This is a genomic window from Actinoplanes sp. NPDC051470, assembly GCF_040682035.1.
GTDB lineage: Bacteria > Actinomycetota > Actinomycetes > Mycobacteriales > Micromonosporaceae > Actinoplanes.
The window spans coordinates 257062-273325 of the sequence record NZ_JBFBAA010000009.1 but is presented as its reverse complement, the minus strand read 5'-3'; the positions used below and the strand labels follow the sequence as shown (position 1 = coordinate 273325).

Here is a 16264-nt window from a genome sequence, read left to right as displayed (position 1 = left end):
GGCGGACGGGTGTCACTCGACCGGGGCGGTCTGTCGCAGCCGTGCGATGAGCTGGGCCAACTCGGCGATCGTGGGGTTCTCGTAGAAAGCGCGGGGAGAAACCTTCACCTCCTGCTCGGTGGCGATCCGCTCGGTGATCGCGGTGGCCATCAGGGAGTGGCCACCGAGCTCGAAGAAGTCGTCGTCGGCGCCGATTCCCTCGACCGCCATCAGGTCTCCCCAGAGTTCGGTGAGCCACCGCTCCAGGTCGGTCGCGGGCGACCGGTACTCGACGTCGGAGTCCGGCCGGGAATGGCTTCGCCGGGCCGACAACGACGCTCGATCCACTTTGCCGTTCGGGGTGAGCGGCAGCCGATCGAGCCGGAAGTACACGCTCGGCAGGGAATACCGCGGCAGGGACCGGGCCAGGTACTGGCGCAGGTCGGGCAGCTCGGTGTGGGATTCGCAGACCACGAAGGCCGCCAGCCGGCGTCCGGAGGGCTCCTCCTGCGGGACGACCGAGCAGTCGAGCACTCCCGGATGGCTTCGTAGCGTGGTCTCGATCTCACCGGGTTCGACCCGATAGCCGCGGATCTTGACCTGATCGTCCACCCGCCCGAGGAACTGCATCGTCCCGTCCGGCAGCAGGCGCCCCAGATCGCCGGTCCGGTACATTCGCGCCCCGGGTTCACGCCCGGCCGGGTCGGGCAGGAACCGCGCGGCCGTCACGGCCGGCTGCCCGAGGTAGCCGTTCGCCACGCCCCGGCCGGCGGCGTAGATCTCGCCGGCCTCGCCGGGCGGCACCGCTCGCAGCGCATCGTCGAGGACCCGGACCTCGGTGGCCGGCACCGGCCGGCCGATCGGCACGAAGTCCGTCCCCACCGGGGCGGTCATCACGTGGCAGCAGGTGAAGGTGGTGTTCTCGGTCGGGCCGTAGCCGTTCACCACCCGCAGTCCCGGGTGGGCGGCGAGCATGCGATTGACGTGGGACGCGGACAGGACGTCCCCTCCGGCCACCAGGACTCGGAGGCTGTCGAGACCTTCGCCCGCCCGCTCGGCGACCTGGTGGAAGAGCCCGGCCGTCAACCACATGGCGGTCACACCATGCTCGCTCACCGCCTGCCGGATGCTGGTCGGGGTGGCGTCACCCGGCGGATGAACCGCCAGCCGGGCACCCCCCAGCAGCGGTGCCCACAGTTCCAGGGTCGAGGCGTCGAAGGCCAGCGGCGCCAGCTGAAGCATCGCGTCGCCGGTCGTCAGCGTCAGGAAATCGCTCGGCCCGACCAGGCGCAGTACGGCCCGGTGTGGCACCGCGACCCCTTTCGCCTTCCCGGTCGAGCCGGAGGTGTAGGCGACATAGGCCGTGTTCTCCGCCGTGACCATGGCCATGGGCGCTGTCGCCGGGTAGTCGCGCGCGTCACGCTCGGCCTCGTCGATGATGATCGCCGTCACGTCGCCGGGCAACCGGCGTGCGAGGGCCCGGCTGGTCAGCACCCGTTCGGCCCGGACGTCACGGAGCATCGCGGCGGTGCGCGGCGCCGGGTTCTCCGGTTCCAGCGCGACGTAGTGACCGCCCGCCTTCAGCACCGCGAGCAGGGCGACGACGACGGTCGCCGACCGCTCCAGGCAGATACCGACCGGTGTCTCGACATCCACGCCGAGCGCGTGGAGCCGATGGGCCAGCCGGTTGGCGCGGGCCTCCAGTTCGGCATAGCTCAACTCGCGCGAGCCCGCGCTGACCGCGACCGCGTCCGGGGTGGCCCGTGCCTGGTCGGCGAACCTGCTGTGGATGGTCGCCGGCGCGCTCTCGACCCACTGCGCCGGCGCCGGCCGGGCGGGTGTTCCCTGAGCCTGGATCATGCCTCTTCCTTCTGGTTCCTGCTCAGCCACCCGCGGGCAGCGATCAGCCATCACTTTTCCGTATCGGAAGACCATTGACGACAATCAGCTCGGTCGGAGATCGCCGGAATATGGGAAGTGCCGCGAAAGGCGAACCGCGGTCCGGCCGCATTTGCCGATTATTACATCAGCCGACGCCTTTAATAGACCTCCGGGACGCATTTGGCTCGATGCAACCGATCCGCCCGCTCGGGTACGGTGGGATGGCCAAAGCTAACGGGGAGGCTTTCGTGACCAGACTGACGACTTTGCGGCCGGCCGAAACTTCGAACGCCATTGGCCCGGTCCGACCAACCGAAAAGATCATGGTCACCAGAGTGGGACTGCGGTTTCCTTCCACGATCGACTACGACGAGTGGGAAACGGCCGGCCGGCGGCTCTCCACCCTGGCCACCTCCTCGGCCTGGTGCCTGGGCGACTGGTTGATCTTCGGACAGGACCGCTACCACGACCGCTACCGCCGCACCGTCGAGACAGCGGGGCTCGACTACCAGACCCTTCGCAACTACGCGTGGGTCGCCCGCCGGTTCGACCTGTCTCGCCGGCGAGACACGCTCAGCTTCCAGCACCACGCCGAGGTCGCCGCGCTTCCGGCGGCCGAGCAGGACTACTGGCTCGCCCGAGCCGCCGAGCACGGCTGGTCACGCAATCAACTCCGTCAGCACGTACGCGGCCACCGGGACCAGGTCACCAGGAACGCGCCCGCGCTTCCTCAGCTGAGCGTCCAGGACGACCAGCTCAATCGCTGGCGCGCGGCGGCCAGCGAGGAGGAGTGCTCGCTGGAGTCGTGGATCGTCCAGCGACTCGATGCCGCAGCCTCCGACATCCTCGGTCAATAGTCTCCGGCTCGAGCCCGCCGGCCCGGCCCGCGGCCGCTCACTCATCGACCATGACCATCCGGGACCGGTGGCGCCGGCCGATGTCGTCCAGGTACTCGAACTCGAGGCGCTCGAGCGCCGCCTCGATCGCATGCGCCATCTCGGGGTGGCTCGCCGTGTCGCCGCACAGCAGGTCGAGCTGGTAGGTCATCACGCCGTGATCCAGCCGGTCCCCCGGGCGCACATAGGGCCGGTAACCGGTGATGCCGGGAATCCTCCGAACGTCGGCCGCGCCGTGCACGCCCAGGAACACCGCCGATCCGACCGGCGCCGGGACGTTGTACTGGAAGTACACCCGGTCCGGCCGCAGCAGGGCCGGCGGTTCCGCGAGGCCCAGCGCGGACAACGCCGCGAGCCGGATCAGATCGACGCCGCACGAGCGCCGCGCCAGCTCGGCGATGTGCCCGCCGAGACGGCCGTTGACCTCGATGACGTGCGGACCGTTCGGGGTCAGCTTGATCTCGGTCTGGGTGATGCCCGTGGTCACCCCGAGGGCCGTCACGGTCGCGGTCGCAAGAGCGATGAGCTGAGCCTGCTCCGGAGCGGACAGGTGCGACGGCCAGAAGTGCCCCGTCTCGCGGAACGGCCGACGCAGTGGATGTTTGCCGGTCACGGCGATCGGCCGGGTCCCCCACGGCCCCGAGAGACTCTCCACCGAGACGTAGTCCCCGTGCGGCAGCTCCGGCCGGCCGACCAGCATCTCCTCCACCACCCAGCGGTCGCCGCCCGCCGCCGCGGGTCCGAAGATCCGCGAGTGCACCTGATCGGCGTCGGCCGGGCCGAGCACGGGGTAGGTCGAGCGGCTGGCCTGCCCGCGAGCCGGCTTCACGACCGCCGGGAAGCCGACCTGGCCGAGCGCGTCCGTCCACTGTCCGGGCTCGGCGATCAGCCGGCTGCGTACGTTGTCGGCGCCGGCGGCTCGTTGCCGCTCACGTTGCTGGTGCTTGTCGGTGAGCCGGTCCGCGGTCGGCCGGCTGTGCCCCGGCAGCCCCAGCGACTCGGTGAACGCCGCGGCGCACCGCAGCATCTGCTCGGCATAGGTGACGACGCCGCGTGGTCGCAGGGAGGCGACCCGGGCGACGTCGGTCGCCTCGTCCCCGCTGAGGTCGACGACCCGGCCGAGTTCCGCGAGGACCGGGCGCACCAGCCGCACGTGTTCGGTGTCCGGCACGGCGAACACCAGGGGCCCGAGCCCCGCCAAGGCCGGACCGAGCTCACCCGGGGACGCCGCGCCGCGGTCGTACACGACCAGCAAGGGTGCGGGATCAGACATCTGCTCGATCCTCTCCATGGATATGATGCGCGACATTCTTCCGGACATCACGTCCGAGCATCGTTGCCATTGAGCGTCCGGCCGGGCAATAGTCATGTCAGAAAGTCGGATTGTCCCGCCGGCGAGACACGAAGCTACCATTCCGATCACTCCTCGACCGGCGCTTCCACGCACGCTGCGCCCCATCAATGGAGAGCCCGAAGTCATGGACACCGTCGAAGTTTCGGCCAAGCTCATGAAAGACCCCGAAATGTTGACCACCGGCCATCCCGACGTGGTCGTCTGCGACGCCGAAGAATCGGCGGAGATCATGCGTATCGCCACCGATCTGACGTCCGCCCATAAGGCGCGGCTGGACGCGGCTGAGGTCGATCGCCGCTTCGACGACCCGCTCTTCCTGGTGTCGGCGGAGACCGCGGCCCGGCGGATCAGCCCCGCGCTGGTCCACCGCATCGTCGACTTCCGGGTCTCCGGAAGCACCTCCGGCGTGCTGGCCGTGCGAGGGCTGCCCGTCGACCGGCCGCTGCCGGACACGCCAGGGTCCGGGGCGCACCACGGACCCTGGCAGGAGCTGGCCGTCAGCTCGGCGGTCCAGCTGATGGTGATGTCGCTGCTGGGCGAGGTGATCGCCTACGCCGACGAGAAGCGGGGCCGCCTCATCCAGGACGTCTGTCCCGTCCCGGGCGCCGAGCAACGGCAGGAGAACACCGGCAGCACGCTGCTAGAACTGCATACCGAGGACGGCTTCCACCCGCACAAGCCCGATTTCCTCAGCCTGTTCTGCCTGCGTGGCGACCAGGAAGGACGGGCGCTCACCGTCGCGGGAGGCGTTCGTGCGGTCCTTCCGGCCCTCCCCGCGCGGCACCGCGAGGCGCTTCGCCGGGCCGCCTTCCACATCCGGCTCTCGTCGTCGTTCGCCGGCACCGGGCCGGCCCGTTACTGCGCGCCGCTGCCGGTGCTGTCCGGCCCCGTGGAGGATCCGGAGCTGTGCATCGACCTGCACGCCATGGAGGCGCTCGACGACGAGGGCGCGGCGGCACTCCGGGCCCTGTCCCGGCTGCTGCTGAGTCGGCTCACCGCGATCAGTCTGAGCCCCGGCGACCTGCTGGTCGTGGACAACCGGCTGGCGGTGCACGGGCGCACCGGTTTCGAGCCCCGCTACGACGGCGCGGACCGCTGGTTGCGTCGCTGCTATGCCGTATCGGACCTGCGTCCCTCCGCGAACAGCCGGCCGCCTCGATCGCGGGTGCACCACCCGTTGTGAATAGGCGTCCCAGACGATATTGATTGACACTGGTAATCAGGCTGACTAGCCTGGCCGAAAGTATGCCGGGAGGGACCTTTATGGGATCTCAGCGAGCACTTCTCACTCCTCAGATGACGCATTATTCTGAGAAACTCTACGAAGATGGAACTTTCCGCTGGCTTCCTTATCTGATGTATTTTCATCCGGCTGGCTATCAATCCGACGTGGTGAATACGGACAGCCTGGGATTCCGCATCTCACATGGCCGCGACTCGTCCGCCTCACCCGGTGGGCAGATGCCTTCCGAGCCGGTGAATCTGCTGGTCGGCAGTTCCTCGGTGTTCGGCGTGGGAACCACCCGCGACGAGGCCACCCTGCCGTCCCGGTTGTGGTCCCAGCACGCGCCGAGCCGGCCGTGGCTCAACTTCGGCGGCCGCAGCCACAACTCGACCCAGGAACTGCTGCTCTTCCTGCTCTACCGGCACCTGCTGCCACCCGTCGAGGAGATCGTCATCGTCTCGGGGTTCAACAACCTGTCGCTCGCCCGGCTGCCGGCCGACGTGCAGGGTGACCACGGCGCGTTCTTCCTCTGCAACGAGTACTTCGAGAAGATCGCCGAACTGCGCAAGCCGCCGAAGAAGTCAGGGGGCCCGTTCCGGCGCCAGCCGCCCGCGCCGGCCGCCGCCGACGCTCACACCACCGACCCGGCGCAGCAGATCGCCCACGCCACCGAGCTCACCGTCCGCCATCTCGGCAGCTGGCAACTCCTCGCGCGGGCGCTCGGCGCCCGCCTGTCCTACGCGCTCCAGCCGATGGCGCCCTGGGTGCGAGCGGAGCCCGCGCCCGAGGAGGCGAGGCTCTTCGACGAGCTCGATGAGCTGTTCAGCTTCACGGAGATGTTCGGTGACGTCATCGCACCGCAGGTGGGCCGGGCCTATGCGGCCGCTCTGGAAGCCGGGTGCGAGAAGGAGGGTGTGCGGTTCCTCGACCTCAACGTCGTGCTGGCCGGCGACGCGGACCCCGACGAGTGGATCTTCGTCGACCGATGCCATTTCACCGACGCCGGCCACGACAAGGTCGCCCGCCTGCTCGCCGAGCATCTGGACCTGCACTGATCAGGAGGTAGGACCGTGTCATTCCTGCGACGGCTGATCGGGCGGCTCTTCCGCCGTAAGCCCAAACCCAAGAACGACGCCTCGATCTATCCGATGTTCTGACCCGGACCGACGCCCACCAGGAGGCCCGATGAGCTCGCCGCCCGCCGATGCTCTTCGCGTGGCGTACCAACGAGCCTGCGATCCGGAGTACTTCATACCCGACGGACCGCTGGTCGACAGCCTCCACGCCGAGTTCGCCCGCCCCGGGCCGGGCCAGGGCGCGGAATCCGCCGACGAGCCCTGGTCCCCGGCCGGGAGCCGGCAACAGGTGTCCGCGTGGTCGGCGGCGCGGGCGGCGCGCTATCTCGCGCTGGCCGAGCAGACCGCGCCTGACGCGGTACCGTCCCTGGTCCGCCGGGCCGCGCTCGGCTGCATGCCGCTGGGGCTGGTTCAGGGCGCGTGGCTGCAATGGCTGAGCAGCCCCGGCCGCGCGGACGATCCCGTCTCGCTGCGTCTGCTGGCGCTGTACGCCTCCGACATCGGCGTGGGGCGGCCCCACGACTCCCGGGGCAGCGCGTACCTCGCCATGCTTCGAACCCTGCGCCAGGCCGAGTACGCCGTGCCCACCGCGGCGGTCGCCCTCGACGACCGGATCGGCGAGCCCGCGTTCCACCTGCCGGCCGTCCTGATGACCGCGAGCCGCCGCCCGGAGGCCTTCCGGGCGGAGCTGATCGGCGCGGACCTCTGCGTGCGGGCGGTGGGTCTGCTCCCGGCTCTCACCCTGATCCGGCACCACCACCCCGACTGCGCGGCCTGGACCGCCCTCGACGGTTCGAGCGCGCGGCAGGAGGGCGAGCCGGCCGCCGTCCAGCGCTCCCTGGCCGTGGTGGAGGAGCTGATCGCCGGCCGCCCCGCGATGGCGGCCGGGGCGCGACAGGGCTTCCGCTGGGCGTTCGAGGTCCTGTCGGCCTGGGACGACAACCTGTTCGCGGAGCTGGCGGCGGCCCGGGATCCCACGTACGAGATGGCCGAGCTCCTGCGCGCCCGGTCGGCCGAGGCGGTCATCTACCACCATGACTACCTGTTGAGCGGCCGGCCGCTGACGCAGTGGCTCGCGGAATCCCGCACCGACCCCCATCCCCTGCTGACGGCGCTCGCCGGGAGCCGGTTGGTCCGGCCCGGCGACGCCGACCGGAGCCCGCTGCTGAACGGGTTGATCGGCGAACGCGGACCGATGTTCCGGATCTTCTCGCCGCCGGACCTGACCGTGCTGCGGAACTGGATCAACTCGCTCCCGGCGGGCGGCGGCGCCGCGACGGGGCCGGGGCCGGCCGGGCGGTCACATCCGCCGACGCTGCCCGCGCCGGCCGAGCCGCTACCGGGACCCGGGCCGGCCGACCTTCGCGAGGCATTCCACCGGCTGCTGCACCGCACCGGGGATCCGGGCACCCATCGCTTCGCCCGCGGCTACGTCCAGGGCTGGCTCGCCCGCAGCGCGCACCGGATGGGTGACGGCGACTCGCCCCTGCCGGCGCGCTGGCCCGAGGAGGGACTTCGCGGGTGGCTGGGCGAGCAGCACGATCGGCATGCCCGGTCGTTCGATCAGACCAGCGACGACCCGTTGCCCTCCCGGGCCGAGGTCGTCGAGTCGACCGTACAACTGGCGCCGTTGACCTTGATCGACGGATCCTGGCTGCACGGTTTCACCGACGCCGGCCTCGCGTCCTCCCCGGTCGGCTTCGCGCTCTTCGACACCTACTGGGACGAGCTCGGCAACGGTGTGCCGACGTTGAACCATCCGATCATCTACCGCGAGGTGCTGGCCGAGATGGACGCCACCCCGCCGGCGACCGCGTCGATCGAGTTCGCTCGCTGGCCGCGTTTTCTCGACCGCTCGTTCGAGCTGCCGGTCTACTGGCTCTCCATCGGGCGCTTCCCGAGGACGTTCCTGGCCGAGGTTCTCGGGCTCAACCTCGCCATGGAGCTGTCCGGGGTGGGCGGAAGCTACCGGCGGGCCCGCATCGCGCTGCGAGCGCACGGGTTCAGCACCCGGTTCGTGGACATCCACAACACGATCGACAACGTCGCCACCGGCCATTCCGCGTGGGCCGCCAAGGCGATCGACACCTATCTGAGCACGTTGCCCGCGCTCACCGGCGGCGAACGGGACGAGGTCTGGCGGCGGGTGCGGATCGGCTTCCGGTCGCTCAACCCGCCGGACGGCCGGGCCGCCCGCCGCGCCGAACGCCACGCCCGCAAGCTGTCCGAGCTCGGCTGAGGAGTATGCCCGTGTCCAACCTCGTCCTCGGCCTGTCAGCGTTCTACCACGACAGCGCCGCCGCGCTCGTCCGGGACGGGCGGGTGGTCTCGGCGGCGCAGGAAGAACGATTCACCCGCCGGCGCCACGATCCGGCCTTCCCGCGCCGGGCGGTGGACTACTGCTTGCGGGAGTCCGGCATCTCGCTCGAGGACGTCGACGCGGTGGCGTTCTACGAGGATCCGGCGCTCAAGTTCCGGCGGGTCCTCGCCACCTATCTCGGCGCCGCACCCGGCGGGTTCGCCTCCTTCCGGGACTCGGCGCCGCAATGGCTGGGCTGGAAGCTGAGCACCCTGCGAACCGTGCGGCGGGAACTGGCCGGCGCCGGCCCGGTTCCCCCGATCGAGGTCCGCCGGCATCACGAGTCCCACGCGGCGTCGGCGTTCTATCCGAGTCCCTATCCCCGTGCGGCCGTGCTGTGCATCGACGGCGTCGGGGAATGGGCCACCACCACCATCTGGCACGGGACCGAGGACGGCCTCCGACAGCTCGCGGAGCTCCGCTTTCCCCACTCGCTGGGCCTTCTGTACTCGGCCTTCACCTACTTCTGCGGCTTCAAGGTGGACTCCGGCGAGTACAAACTGATGGGACTGGCGCCGTACGGCACGCCTCGTTACGAGCGGGTGATCCGCGAGCGGCTCATCGACATCCGGCCCGACGGCTCCTTCCGGCTGAACCTGCGGTACTTCGAGTTCCTCCGGGGGCAGGTGATGACCGGCCGGGGGTTCGAGAGCCTCTTCGGTGGTCCCCGCCGGCAGCCGGAGAGCCCGCTCACCCCGCGGGAGTTCGACCTCGCCGCGTCGGTGCAGTCGGTCACCGAGCAGGTGGTCGACCGGCTGGCCCGGACCGCCCGCGACCTGACCGGTGAACGGACGCTGTGCCTGGCCGGCGGCGTAGCCCTCAACTGTGTCGCGAACGGCAAGCTGGTCGACAACCAGATCTTCGACGAGATCTGGGTGCAACCGGCGGCCGGCGACGCCGGTGGGGCGCTGGGCGCCGCGCTCTCGGTGTCCGCGGCGCGGGGAGGATCGCGCGACCACCTGGCCGGGGGCGGCGACGGCATGTCGGGAGCGCTGCTCGGCCCGGCGTACGCCGACGACGAGATCGAGGCCTATCTGCGGGAGAACCGGATACCCCATCGGCGGTGGGAACCGTCCGCCCAGGCCACCGAGGTCGCCCGGCACCTGGCGGCCGGCCGGGTCGTGGGGTGGTTCCAGGGGCGGATGGAGTTCGGGCCTCGGGCGCTGGGGGCGCGCTCGATCCTGGGCGATCCACGCGACCCCGGCATGCAGTCGGTGATGAACCAGAAGATCAAGTTTCGGGAATCGTTCCGTCCGTTCGCCCCGTCGGTCCTCGCCGCGGACGCGAAGGACTACTTCGACCTGAAGCAGGAAAGCCCGTACATGCTGATCGTGAGCCCGATCGCCGAGGCCAGGCGGATCGCGGCGGACGGACCCGCAGCGACCGGTCTGGAACTGCTCCGGCGGCCTCGCTCGGACATTCCCGCAGTCACCCACGTCGACTACTCGGCCCGGGTGCAGACGGTGGCCGAGGAAACCGACCCGGCGTATCACCGGCTGCTCCGGGCATTCAAGGAGGCAACCGGTTGCCCGGTCCTGGTGAATACGTCGTTCAACGTGCGCGGCGAGCCGATCGTGAACACCCCGCACGAGGCCTACACCTGTTTCATGCGGACGAACATCGACATGCTGGCGCTGGGCCCGTTCCTGCTCGACAAGGCCGAACAGCCGGTGCCCGCGGGCGACGACGACTGGCGTGCCGACATTCCGATGGACTGATCGCCACCGTACGGATCAGCTCGGCCTCGAGAGATCATGGAGCGGGACATGCGCCGGATGATGCTGGGCGTCCTCTATTACCTTCTGCTGACACCGATCGCATTGCTCATACGATCGGTACGCGATCCGTTGCACCGCCGATGGGATATGAATAAGGCGACCTATTGGAGCCTGATTACCGCCTCCGAGGACAAATCGAGGACATTCGCGCAACGCGCCGACAATGATTGTTGAGTTAGGTTGGAAGCATCCGGACGGTACCTCGGAAATTGTCGGTACCCGTCTTCCGTACATCGAGAAAGGTCGTGAAATGACGGAGCAGAACGACGTCTACGAACCCCCGGCCCTGACTGACCTCGGCGACTTCGAGGAGCTGACCCTCGGCACCTGGTTCGGCCTCAACTGGGACTTGTCGCAGTGGTTCTTCGCACCGTTCTGAGTCACCCGGTAAGGAATTGATCGGGCCGCGGTGAGGCCGACCGGCGTTTGCTCCGGCGGCTTCACCGCGGCGTCTGCCGTCAGCGTCCGAACTGGAGGAGAAGTGCGGTTTGTGGTCCTGGCCGACACCGAACGCGCCGCCGGCCTGGCCGAGATGGCGGCGCTGGGCCTGGGCGCCGACGCTCAGGTCGTCATCCATGCCTCGGGCCGTCCATGGATCCTGGGCGACTGGCGGAGCGACGAGGCCGTGATCGTCAGCGCCGGAACCCGTCGTCTGGCGCTGTTCGGCAACACCCGCGTGTCCGTCCCGGCGCTGACCGGCGAGCTGGCCCGGGCCGGCACGCCCGCCGATCTCGACCGGGTGTTCCGCCCGCTGCGGGGCAGTCCGCACCTGCTGGCGTCCTTCGACGGCCGCACCCGGAGTCAGGGTGCCCTGTCGACGGCCCGGCAGATCTTCTACACCACGGTGGACGGCCTCACGGTCGGTGGCAGCAGCCAGCGGATCCTCGCCGGCCTGGCCGGGACGGGACCGCGGACCGAGGCGCTGGCCATGCGGTTGCTGTTCCCCGGCGCGCCCTGGCCGCTCCAGCAGGACACATTCTGGGCGGGGGTGGAGACACTGCCCGCCGGATCCTGGTTGGACGTGCGGGACGACGGCAGCCACCGGGTTCACCGATGGTGGTCTCCTCCGGATGCCACATTGTCCCTGCGGCCGGGCGCGGAGGGCGTGCGAGCGGCTCTGGTCGGGGCGGTGGAGGCGCGGCCGCACGGCACGGCGATCAGCGCCGACCTCTCCGGTGGCCTCGATTCCTCCATCCTGTGCTTCCTCGCGGCGTCCACCGGCGCGGCCCTGGTGACCCATCACCTGCTGCCGCTGGATCCGGCCAACGACGACACCCGATGGGCGCGCTGGGTCGCCGGGCAACTGCCGCGGGCCGAACATCGCTACACGTCTCCGGACGACGGGCCCGCCTGGTTCGAGCATCCCGACGTCATCGACGCGGCGGCGCTCACCGACGGCCCGATGGCCTGGCACCGCAACCGCGTCCAGCTGGCTCACACCGCCCGCGCGATGGCCGCCGAAGGCTCACGACTGCATCTGACCGGCGTCGGCGGTGACGAGCTGTTCTCCGCCGGCCCCGTCGTCCTGTGGTCGCGCTGGCGCGAGAACCCCCGGCGAGCCTTCTCCGCCGTGCGCCGGGCCCGGGTGATGAACCGATGGCGCTGGCGCGATCTCGCACCCGCTCTGGTGGACAACGGCCCGTTCGACGCCTGGCTGGCGCGCGCCGCGGACGGTCTCACCGCTCCGCCGCTTCGCACCGCCGGCCTGGGCATGAACTGGGGCGGCGAGCTCCGGATGCCGCGCTGGAGCACGGCCGGAGCCACCGACGCGGTACGCGAACTGATCCTGGCCACCGCCGGGCGCGGGGTCGAGCCGTTGCATCCGCACCGGGCCCAACATCAGCTCCTCGACGCGGTGCTGGCCACCGGCGGCGCGCTGCGGGAGGCCAACACCGCGCTCTCGCCGACCGGAGTCCGGTGGGAGGCGCCGTTCCTGGACGACCAGGTCGTCGAGGCGGCGCTGCGGGTCTCGGTCGGTGAACGCGGAATGCGAGGCCGGTACAAACCGGTGCTCGCCGCCGCGGTCCGCGGCCTCGTCCCGGACCGGCTGGTGGAGCGGCGCAGCAAGGGCGAGTTCAGCGCGGAGGCCGAGAGCGGCCTGCGCCGCAGCCGGCGGATGCTGGTCGACTGGTGCGACGATCTGCACCTGGCCCGGCTCGGGCTGGTGAACGCCGACGCGCTGCGCTCCGCCCTGCTCGGCTCCCATCCGCACCGCCACGACCTCATGCCGTTCGAAAGCACCATCGCGTGTGAAAGCTGGCTGCGGCTGAACTCGGCCGGAGCACCGGCCGGCCGGAGCACGACAGGAGGCCGGAGATGACGCTCACCATGCGGTCCGACGTCAGCGCCACGGACACGGAGGACGGGCTGGTCCTGCTGGATCAGCGCTCCGGCCGGTACTGGCACCTCAACCGCAGCGGCGCGGCGATGCTACGGATGCTGCTCGACGGGCGCACCCCGCAGGAGACGGCAGCCCGGATAGCGCAGAGCTCCGCCGTCACGGAGTCGGCGGCACTCACCGATGTGGAGCGTCTGATGGCTCTCCTGCGGAAAGCGAAACTGGTGACGTCGCGATGACGGTGCCGGTCGCTCCGGAAGAATCGGTCCCGCTGCGCTGGCACGAGCATGTCACCGCGCGGGTGGTCGTCGTCGTGGCCTGGGCCCTGACCAAGGCGCCGCCGCGCCGGCTGCGCCGCGTCCTTCAGCTCATCAGCCGCGGCGCACGACCGGCCGACGCCGGCCGCGCCACGCGAGCACGGCAGGTGGTCGTGACGGTCAGCGCGCGGTGCGCCGCCGGCCACGGTTGTCTGCAACGCTCGGTCGCCATCTGCCTCTGGTGCCGCGCGACCGGGTACTGGCCCGACTGGTACACCGGCGTGCGTACCCGCCCGTTCCGGGCGCACGCGTGGGTTGAGGCCGGTGGCAGCGCGGTCGGCGAAGCCGAGGACATGACGCTCTTCCACCGGATGCTGGCGGTCCGGCTCACCCGGCGATGAGCGGCGGGGGGACCCGGGCTCACCGCTCGGCGCTGCCCAGTCCCGCCTCCCGGGCCAGCGCCGCCGCCCTCGCCCGGTGTCCGGCCTTCAGCTTGGCGATCACCCGCCAGACGTAGTTGCGCACCGACTTCTCGGTCAGCACGAGGTCCTTGGCGATCCGCTGGTTGTTCCACCCCCGGGCGAGCCGGTCGAGAACCTCGAGCTCCCGCTCGGTGAGGTCGGCGAGTGCCGCCGGTCCCGGTCCGAGGTGCCGCGCGGAGAAGAACGCGGTGAGGCGGGCGGCGACCGCGGGGCTGAACACCGCGCCGCCCTCGGCCACCACGGTGATCGCCCGGAGCAGCTCGGACGTCGACGCCCCCTTGGTGAGGTAGCCCTTCGCGCCGGCCCGCAGGGCATCGAGGATCGCGTCGTCGGTGGTGGCGTGCGAGACGGCAAGCACCGCCGGCCCGGTTCGGGCGACGCTTCGGATCAGCGAGAGCCCCGCCCCGCCGGGCAGACCGGGCTCGACCACGAGCACCTCGGCCGGCGACCGCATCCCGGAGAGCAGCCGCAGAGTCTCGTGCACCGACCGTGCCTCGCCCGCCAGCTCGATGTGCGCCACGCCCGCGAAGGCGGCTCGGATGCCGGCCAGGGACGCCGGGTGGTCGTCCACGACGACGACCCGGACGACGGACCGTGCGGGCAAGTCAGGACCAACGAATCATGGTCTCGGCCAGTTCGCGTCGCAGGCCCGAGGGATCGGCGTTGAACGACCGGGCGACCCGCGAGCGCACCTCGGGCGCCTTCTCCTGGCTCAGCTTGAACATCGCCTCGGCCGCCGTGACCCTGATCCGGAAGGCGCCGACCCCGGGCCCGATCTGCTCGAAGTACGACAGCGAGGTGGTCGGATCCCAGCCGGTCCCGAAATCGCGCTCCAGGATCCGCACCGTCTCCCGCACCACCCACAGGGTGGCGTCCAGCCCGGTGATCAGCTCCACCGTGCCATGCACGTGCAGGGCGGTGAAGTTCCAGGTGGGGGCGGCCGGCGAGGTCTGATAGACGGTCGGTGACACGTATCCGTGCGGGCCATGGAAGACGAGCGTGACCGGATCCTCCGCGGCCAGCGCCTTCCAGTGCGGGTTCGCCCGGTTGAGGTGCCCCAGCAGCGTGGTTCCGACCAGGCCGGTCTCGCCCGTGCCGGCGGCCAGGGTCGTCTCGTCGGGGATGACCGGCAGATGGGTGACGAGCGGGCCGTCCGCGCCGTTGCCGACGAGCATGGCGAGCGGGTGACCGCGCATCAGGGCCAACGCCCACGACGGATCGGGCGTGCGGTACAGCTTAGGAACGAACACGGTGTCCTCCGTCCGCGCCGGCCGCCGCCGGGATGTTCGGCTCGGCGCTCGACGCGCTCACCGACTCGACGATGTCCCACGCCCGCACGGCCAGATTCGACAGCAGGGATGATGAGATCCCGTGGGTGTGCTCGGTGCCGCCCTGGAGGTAGATGCCGACCGGGCTGCCCGGACGGGTCTCCACCCGGTAGTCACGGCCGACGCGCAACCGGCCGCTGCTGTCCTGCTTGTACATGCCGGCGATCCCGCTCAGCAGCGGCGACGGATCCATCGGCCGGTAGCCGGTGGCGTACACGGCGATGTCCACGTCCAGCTTCGTCACGGGATCGCCGGGCGCCCGCACCAGTGACAAGCTGACCCGGTCCCGGTCGGACCGGGCCGCGATCACCTGGAACATCCGCTTGAGGTGCAACCGTCGCCGGCCGGTGACCGACTCCTGGTAGGCGCGGCGGTACAGCTCCTCGATCAGAGCGAGATCCACCACCGAGTAGTTGGTGTTCGCGTGGTACGCGTCGAGCTTCTCCTTCACGACCGGAGCCGCCTCGAAGAAGTCGTCGATGGCGCCGGCGTCGAAGATCTGGTTCGCGAACGGCGAGTCGTCGGCCACGCTGTACCCGTACCGCGGAAGGATCGCGAAGACCTCCGCCTGCGGATAGCGCTCGTGCAGGTGGGCGGCCGCCTCGGCGGCGCTCTGCCCGGCGCCGACGACCGCGAAGCGGCGCGGCGCCTCGACGCCGAGACAGGTCAGCCGGCCCAGCAGCTCCGAGGAGTGCATGATCCGCGGCGACCGCTCGACACCGCTGGGCAGGCGTGGCACCAGGCCGGTGGCGATGACCAGGTTACGGGTCCGATAGACGCGTTCCGCCGGATCGCCCGGGCGCCGGGACGCCACATCCAGCGCCACGACGTCGGAGCCCTCCACCACCGGCCGGACGTCGACCGCCTCGGTCGCGTAGTGCACGGTGTCCTCGAAGTGCCGTGCCGCCCACTCCAGGTAGTCGTGGAACTCGACCCGGGTCGGGTAGAACGACCGGTGGTTGACGAAGTCGGCCAGCCGGCCCTTGGCCTTCAGGTAGGACAGGAACCCGAACGGGCTGACCGGGTTCCGCATGGTCGCCAGGTCCTTCAGAAAGCTCACCTGCATGGTGGCGCCCTCGATCAGCATGCCGCGGTGCCAGCCGAAGGACGCCTGGCGTTCGAGGAAGACCGATCGCAACTCACGGCCCGTCGTCGCGGCATGTTCCCGGAGCGCCACGGCGAGGGCCAGATTGGCCGGGCCGAAGCCCAGCCCGACGACGTCGTGCACCGATGGTCCAGCACCGGCCTGCACAGAACTCACGGCGTTCCCTCCTCGATCCACAGCCGAAGCACCCGATGCACTTCCGCCAT

15 protein-coding genes are annotated in these 16264 nt (G+C 70.5%); 10 read left to right on the top strand and 5 right to left on the bottom strand.

Going from position 1 to position 16264, the window contains the following annotated elements:
- Positions 1 to 12 precede the first annotated feature (12 nt).
- Positions 13 to 1839 (bottom strand): non-ribosomal peptide synthetase, encoded by a 1827-nt coding sequence (locus tag AB0M54_RS18800; RefSeq protein ID WP_364324853.1) that lies wholly within the window; start codon positions 1837 to 1839, stop codon positions 13 to 15.
- A 356-nt stretch (positions 1840 to 2195) separates the two neighbouring features.
- Between AB0M54_RS18800 and AB0M54_RS18795 the strand changes: the two genes are divergently transcribed.
- On the top strand, positions 2196 to 2717 hold the full coding sequence (locus AB0M54_RS18795; RefSeq protein ID WP_364324850.1) for an LmbU family transcriptional regulator: 522 nt from the start codon (positions 2196 to 2198) through the stop codon (positions 2715 to 2717).
- 37 nt (positions 2718 to 2754) lie between these two features.
- On the opposite strand, the gene AB0M54_RS18790 is transcribed toward AB0M54_RS18795, so the two are convergent.
- On the bottom strand, positions 2755 to 4029 hold the full coding sequence (locus AB0M54_RS18790; protein WP_364472676.1) for an ATP-grasp domain-containing protein: 1275 nt from the start codon (positions 4027 to 4029) through the stop codon (positions 2755 to 2757).
- A 205-nt stretch (positions 4030 to 4234) separates the two neighbouring features.
- Here AB0M54_RS18790 and AB0M54_RS18785 point away from each other — a divergent pair, with 205 nt between their 5' ends.
- The 9 genes from AB0M54_RS18785 (at position 4235) to AB0M54_RS18745 (ending at position 13544) form a co-directional block, all read left to right on the top strand.
- Positions 4235 to 5293: a TauD/TfdA family dioxygenase gene (locus tag AB0M54_RS18785; RefSeq protein ID WP_364472674.1), complete on the top strand. Its 1059-nt coding sequence runs from the start codon at positions 4235 to 4237 to the stop codon at positions 5291 to 5293.
- Positions 5294 to 5571: 278 nt separating this feature from the next.
- A complete protein-coding gene (locus AB0M54_RS18780) occupies positions 5572 to 6390 on the top strand; it encodes an SGNH/GDSL hydrolase family protein (RefSeq protein ID WP_364472673.1) in 819 nt (272 codons plus the stop codon).
- A 130-nt stretch (positions 6391 to 6520) separates the two neighbouring features.
- Positions 6521 to 8650, top strand: coding sequence for an iron-containing redox enzyme family protein (locus AB0M54_RS18775; protein WP_364472671.1), 2130 nt, complete (start codon positions 6521 to 6523; stop codon positions 8648 to 8650).
- A gap of 11 nt (positions 8651 to 8661) precedes the next feature.
- Positions 8662 to 10488, top strand: a complete 1827-nt coding sequence (locus AB0M54_RS18770) for a carbamoyltransferase (protein WP_364324835.1) — start codon at positions 8662 to 8664, stop codon at positions 10486 to 10488.
- 48 nt (positions 10489 to 10536) lie between these two features.
- Positions 10537 to 10722, top strand: coding sequence for a hypothetical protein (locus AB0M54_RS18765; protein WP_364324832.1), 186 nt, complete (start codon positions 10537 to 10539; stop codon positions 10720 to 10722).
- A 76-nt stretch (positions 10723 to 10798) separates the two neighbouring features.
- Positions 10799 to 10927, top strand: coding sequence for a lasso RiPP family leader peptide-containing protein (locus AB0M54_RS18760; protein ID WP_364472669.1), 129 nt, complete (start codon positions 10799 to 10801; stop codon positions 10925 to 10927).
- 102 nt (positions 10928 to 11029) lie between these two features.
- Positions 11030 to 12868, top strand: coding sequence for an asparagine synthase-related protein (locus tag AB0M54_RS18755; RefSeq protein WP_364472667.1), 1839 nt, complete (start codon positions 11030 to 11032; stop codon positions 12866 to 12868).
- Positions 12865 to 13125: a lasso peptide biosynthesis PqqD family chaperone gene (locus tag AB0M54_RS18750; RefSeq protein ID WP_364472665.1), complete on the top strand. Its 261-nt coding sequence runs from the start codon at positions 12865 to 12867 to the stop codon at positions 13123 to 13125. The genes AB0M54_RS18755 and AB0M54_RS18750 overlap by 4 nt, the downstream gene beginning before the upstream one ends.
- Entirely contained in the window at positions 13122 to 13544 is a 423-nt protein-coding gene (locus AB0M54_RS18745) for a lasso peptide biosynthesis B2 protein (RefSeq protein WP_364324820.1), read from the top strand. The genes AB0M54_RS18750 and AB0M54_RS18745 overlap by 4 nt, the downstream gene beginning before the upstream one ends.
- A gap of 19 nt (positions 13545 to 13563) precedes the next feature.
- On the opposite strand, the gene AB0M54_RS18740 is transcribed toward AB0M54_RS18745, so the two are convergent.
- From AB0M54_RS18740 to AB0M54_RS18730, 3 genes are read right to left on the bottom strand one after another with little or no spacing between them, the layout of a single operon-like run.
- A complete protein-coding gene (locus AB0M54_RS18740) occupies positions 13564 to 14229 on the bottom strand; it encodes a response regulator transcription factor (protein WP_364324817.1) in 666 nt (221 codons plus the stop codon).
- A 1-nt stretch (position 14230) separates the two neighbouring features.
- A complete protein-coding gene (locus AB0M54_RS18735) occupies positions 14231 to 14875 on the bottom strand; it encodes an FMN-binding negative transcriptional regulator (RefSeq protein WP_364324814.1) in 645 nt (214 codons plus the stop codon).
- The gene (locus tag AB0M54_RS18730; protein ID WP_364324812.1) at positions 14862 to 16214 is read right to left on the bottom strand and encodes a SidA/IucD/PvdA family monooxygenase; all 1353 of its coding nucleotides are present in this window, start codon (positions 16212 to 16214) and stop codon (positions 14862 to 14864) included. Before AB0M54_RS18730 ends, AB0M54_RS18735 begins: the two co-directional genes overlap by 14 nt.
- Positions 16215 to 16264: the final 50 nt, after the last annotated feature.

Coding starts and splice junctions, on each gene's coding strand:
- AB0M54_RS18750 (WP_364472665.1), top strand. CDS start 12,865: ATGACGCTCACCATGCGGTCCGACGTCAGCGCCACGGACACGGAGGAC.
- AB0M54_RS18760 (WP_364472669.1), top strand. CDS start 10,799: ATGACGGAGCAGAACGACGTCTACGAACCCCCGGCCCTGACTGACCTC.
- AB0M54_RS18785 (WP_364472674.1), top strand. CDS start 4,235: ATGGACACCGTCGAAGTTTCGGCCAAGCTCATGAAAGACCCCGAAATG.
- AB0M54_RS18775 (WP_364472671.1), top strand. CDS start 6,521: ATGAGCTCGCCGCCCGCCGATGCTCTTCGCGTGGCGTACCAACGAGCC.
- AB0M54_RS18800 (WP_364324853.1), bottom strand. CDS start 1,839: ATGATCCAGGCTCAGGGAACACCCGCCCGGCCGGCGCCGGCGCAGTGG.
- AB0M54_RS18765 (WP_364324832.1), top strand. CDS start 10,537: ATGCGCCGGATGATGCTGGGCGTCCTCTATTACCTTCTGCTGACACCG.
- AB0M54_RS18780 (WP_364472673.1), top strand. CDS start 5,572: ATGCCTTCCGAGCCGGTGAATCTGCTGGTCGGCAGTTCCTCGGTGTTC.
- AB0M54_RS18745 (WP_364324820.1), top strand. CDS start 13,122: ATGACGGTGCCGGTCGCTCCGGAAGAATCGGTCCCGCTGCGCTGGCAC.
- AB0M54_RS18790 (WP_364472676.1), bottom strand. CDS start 4,029: ATGTCTGATCCCGCACCCTTGCTGGTCGTGTACGACCGCGGCGCGGCG.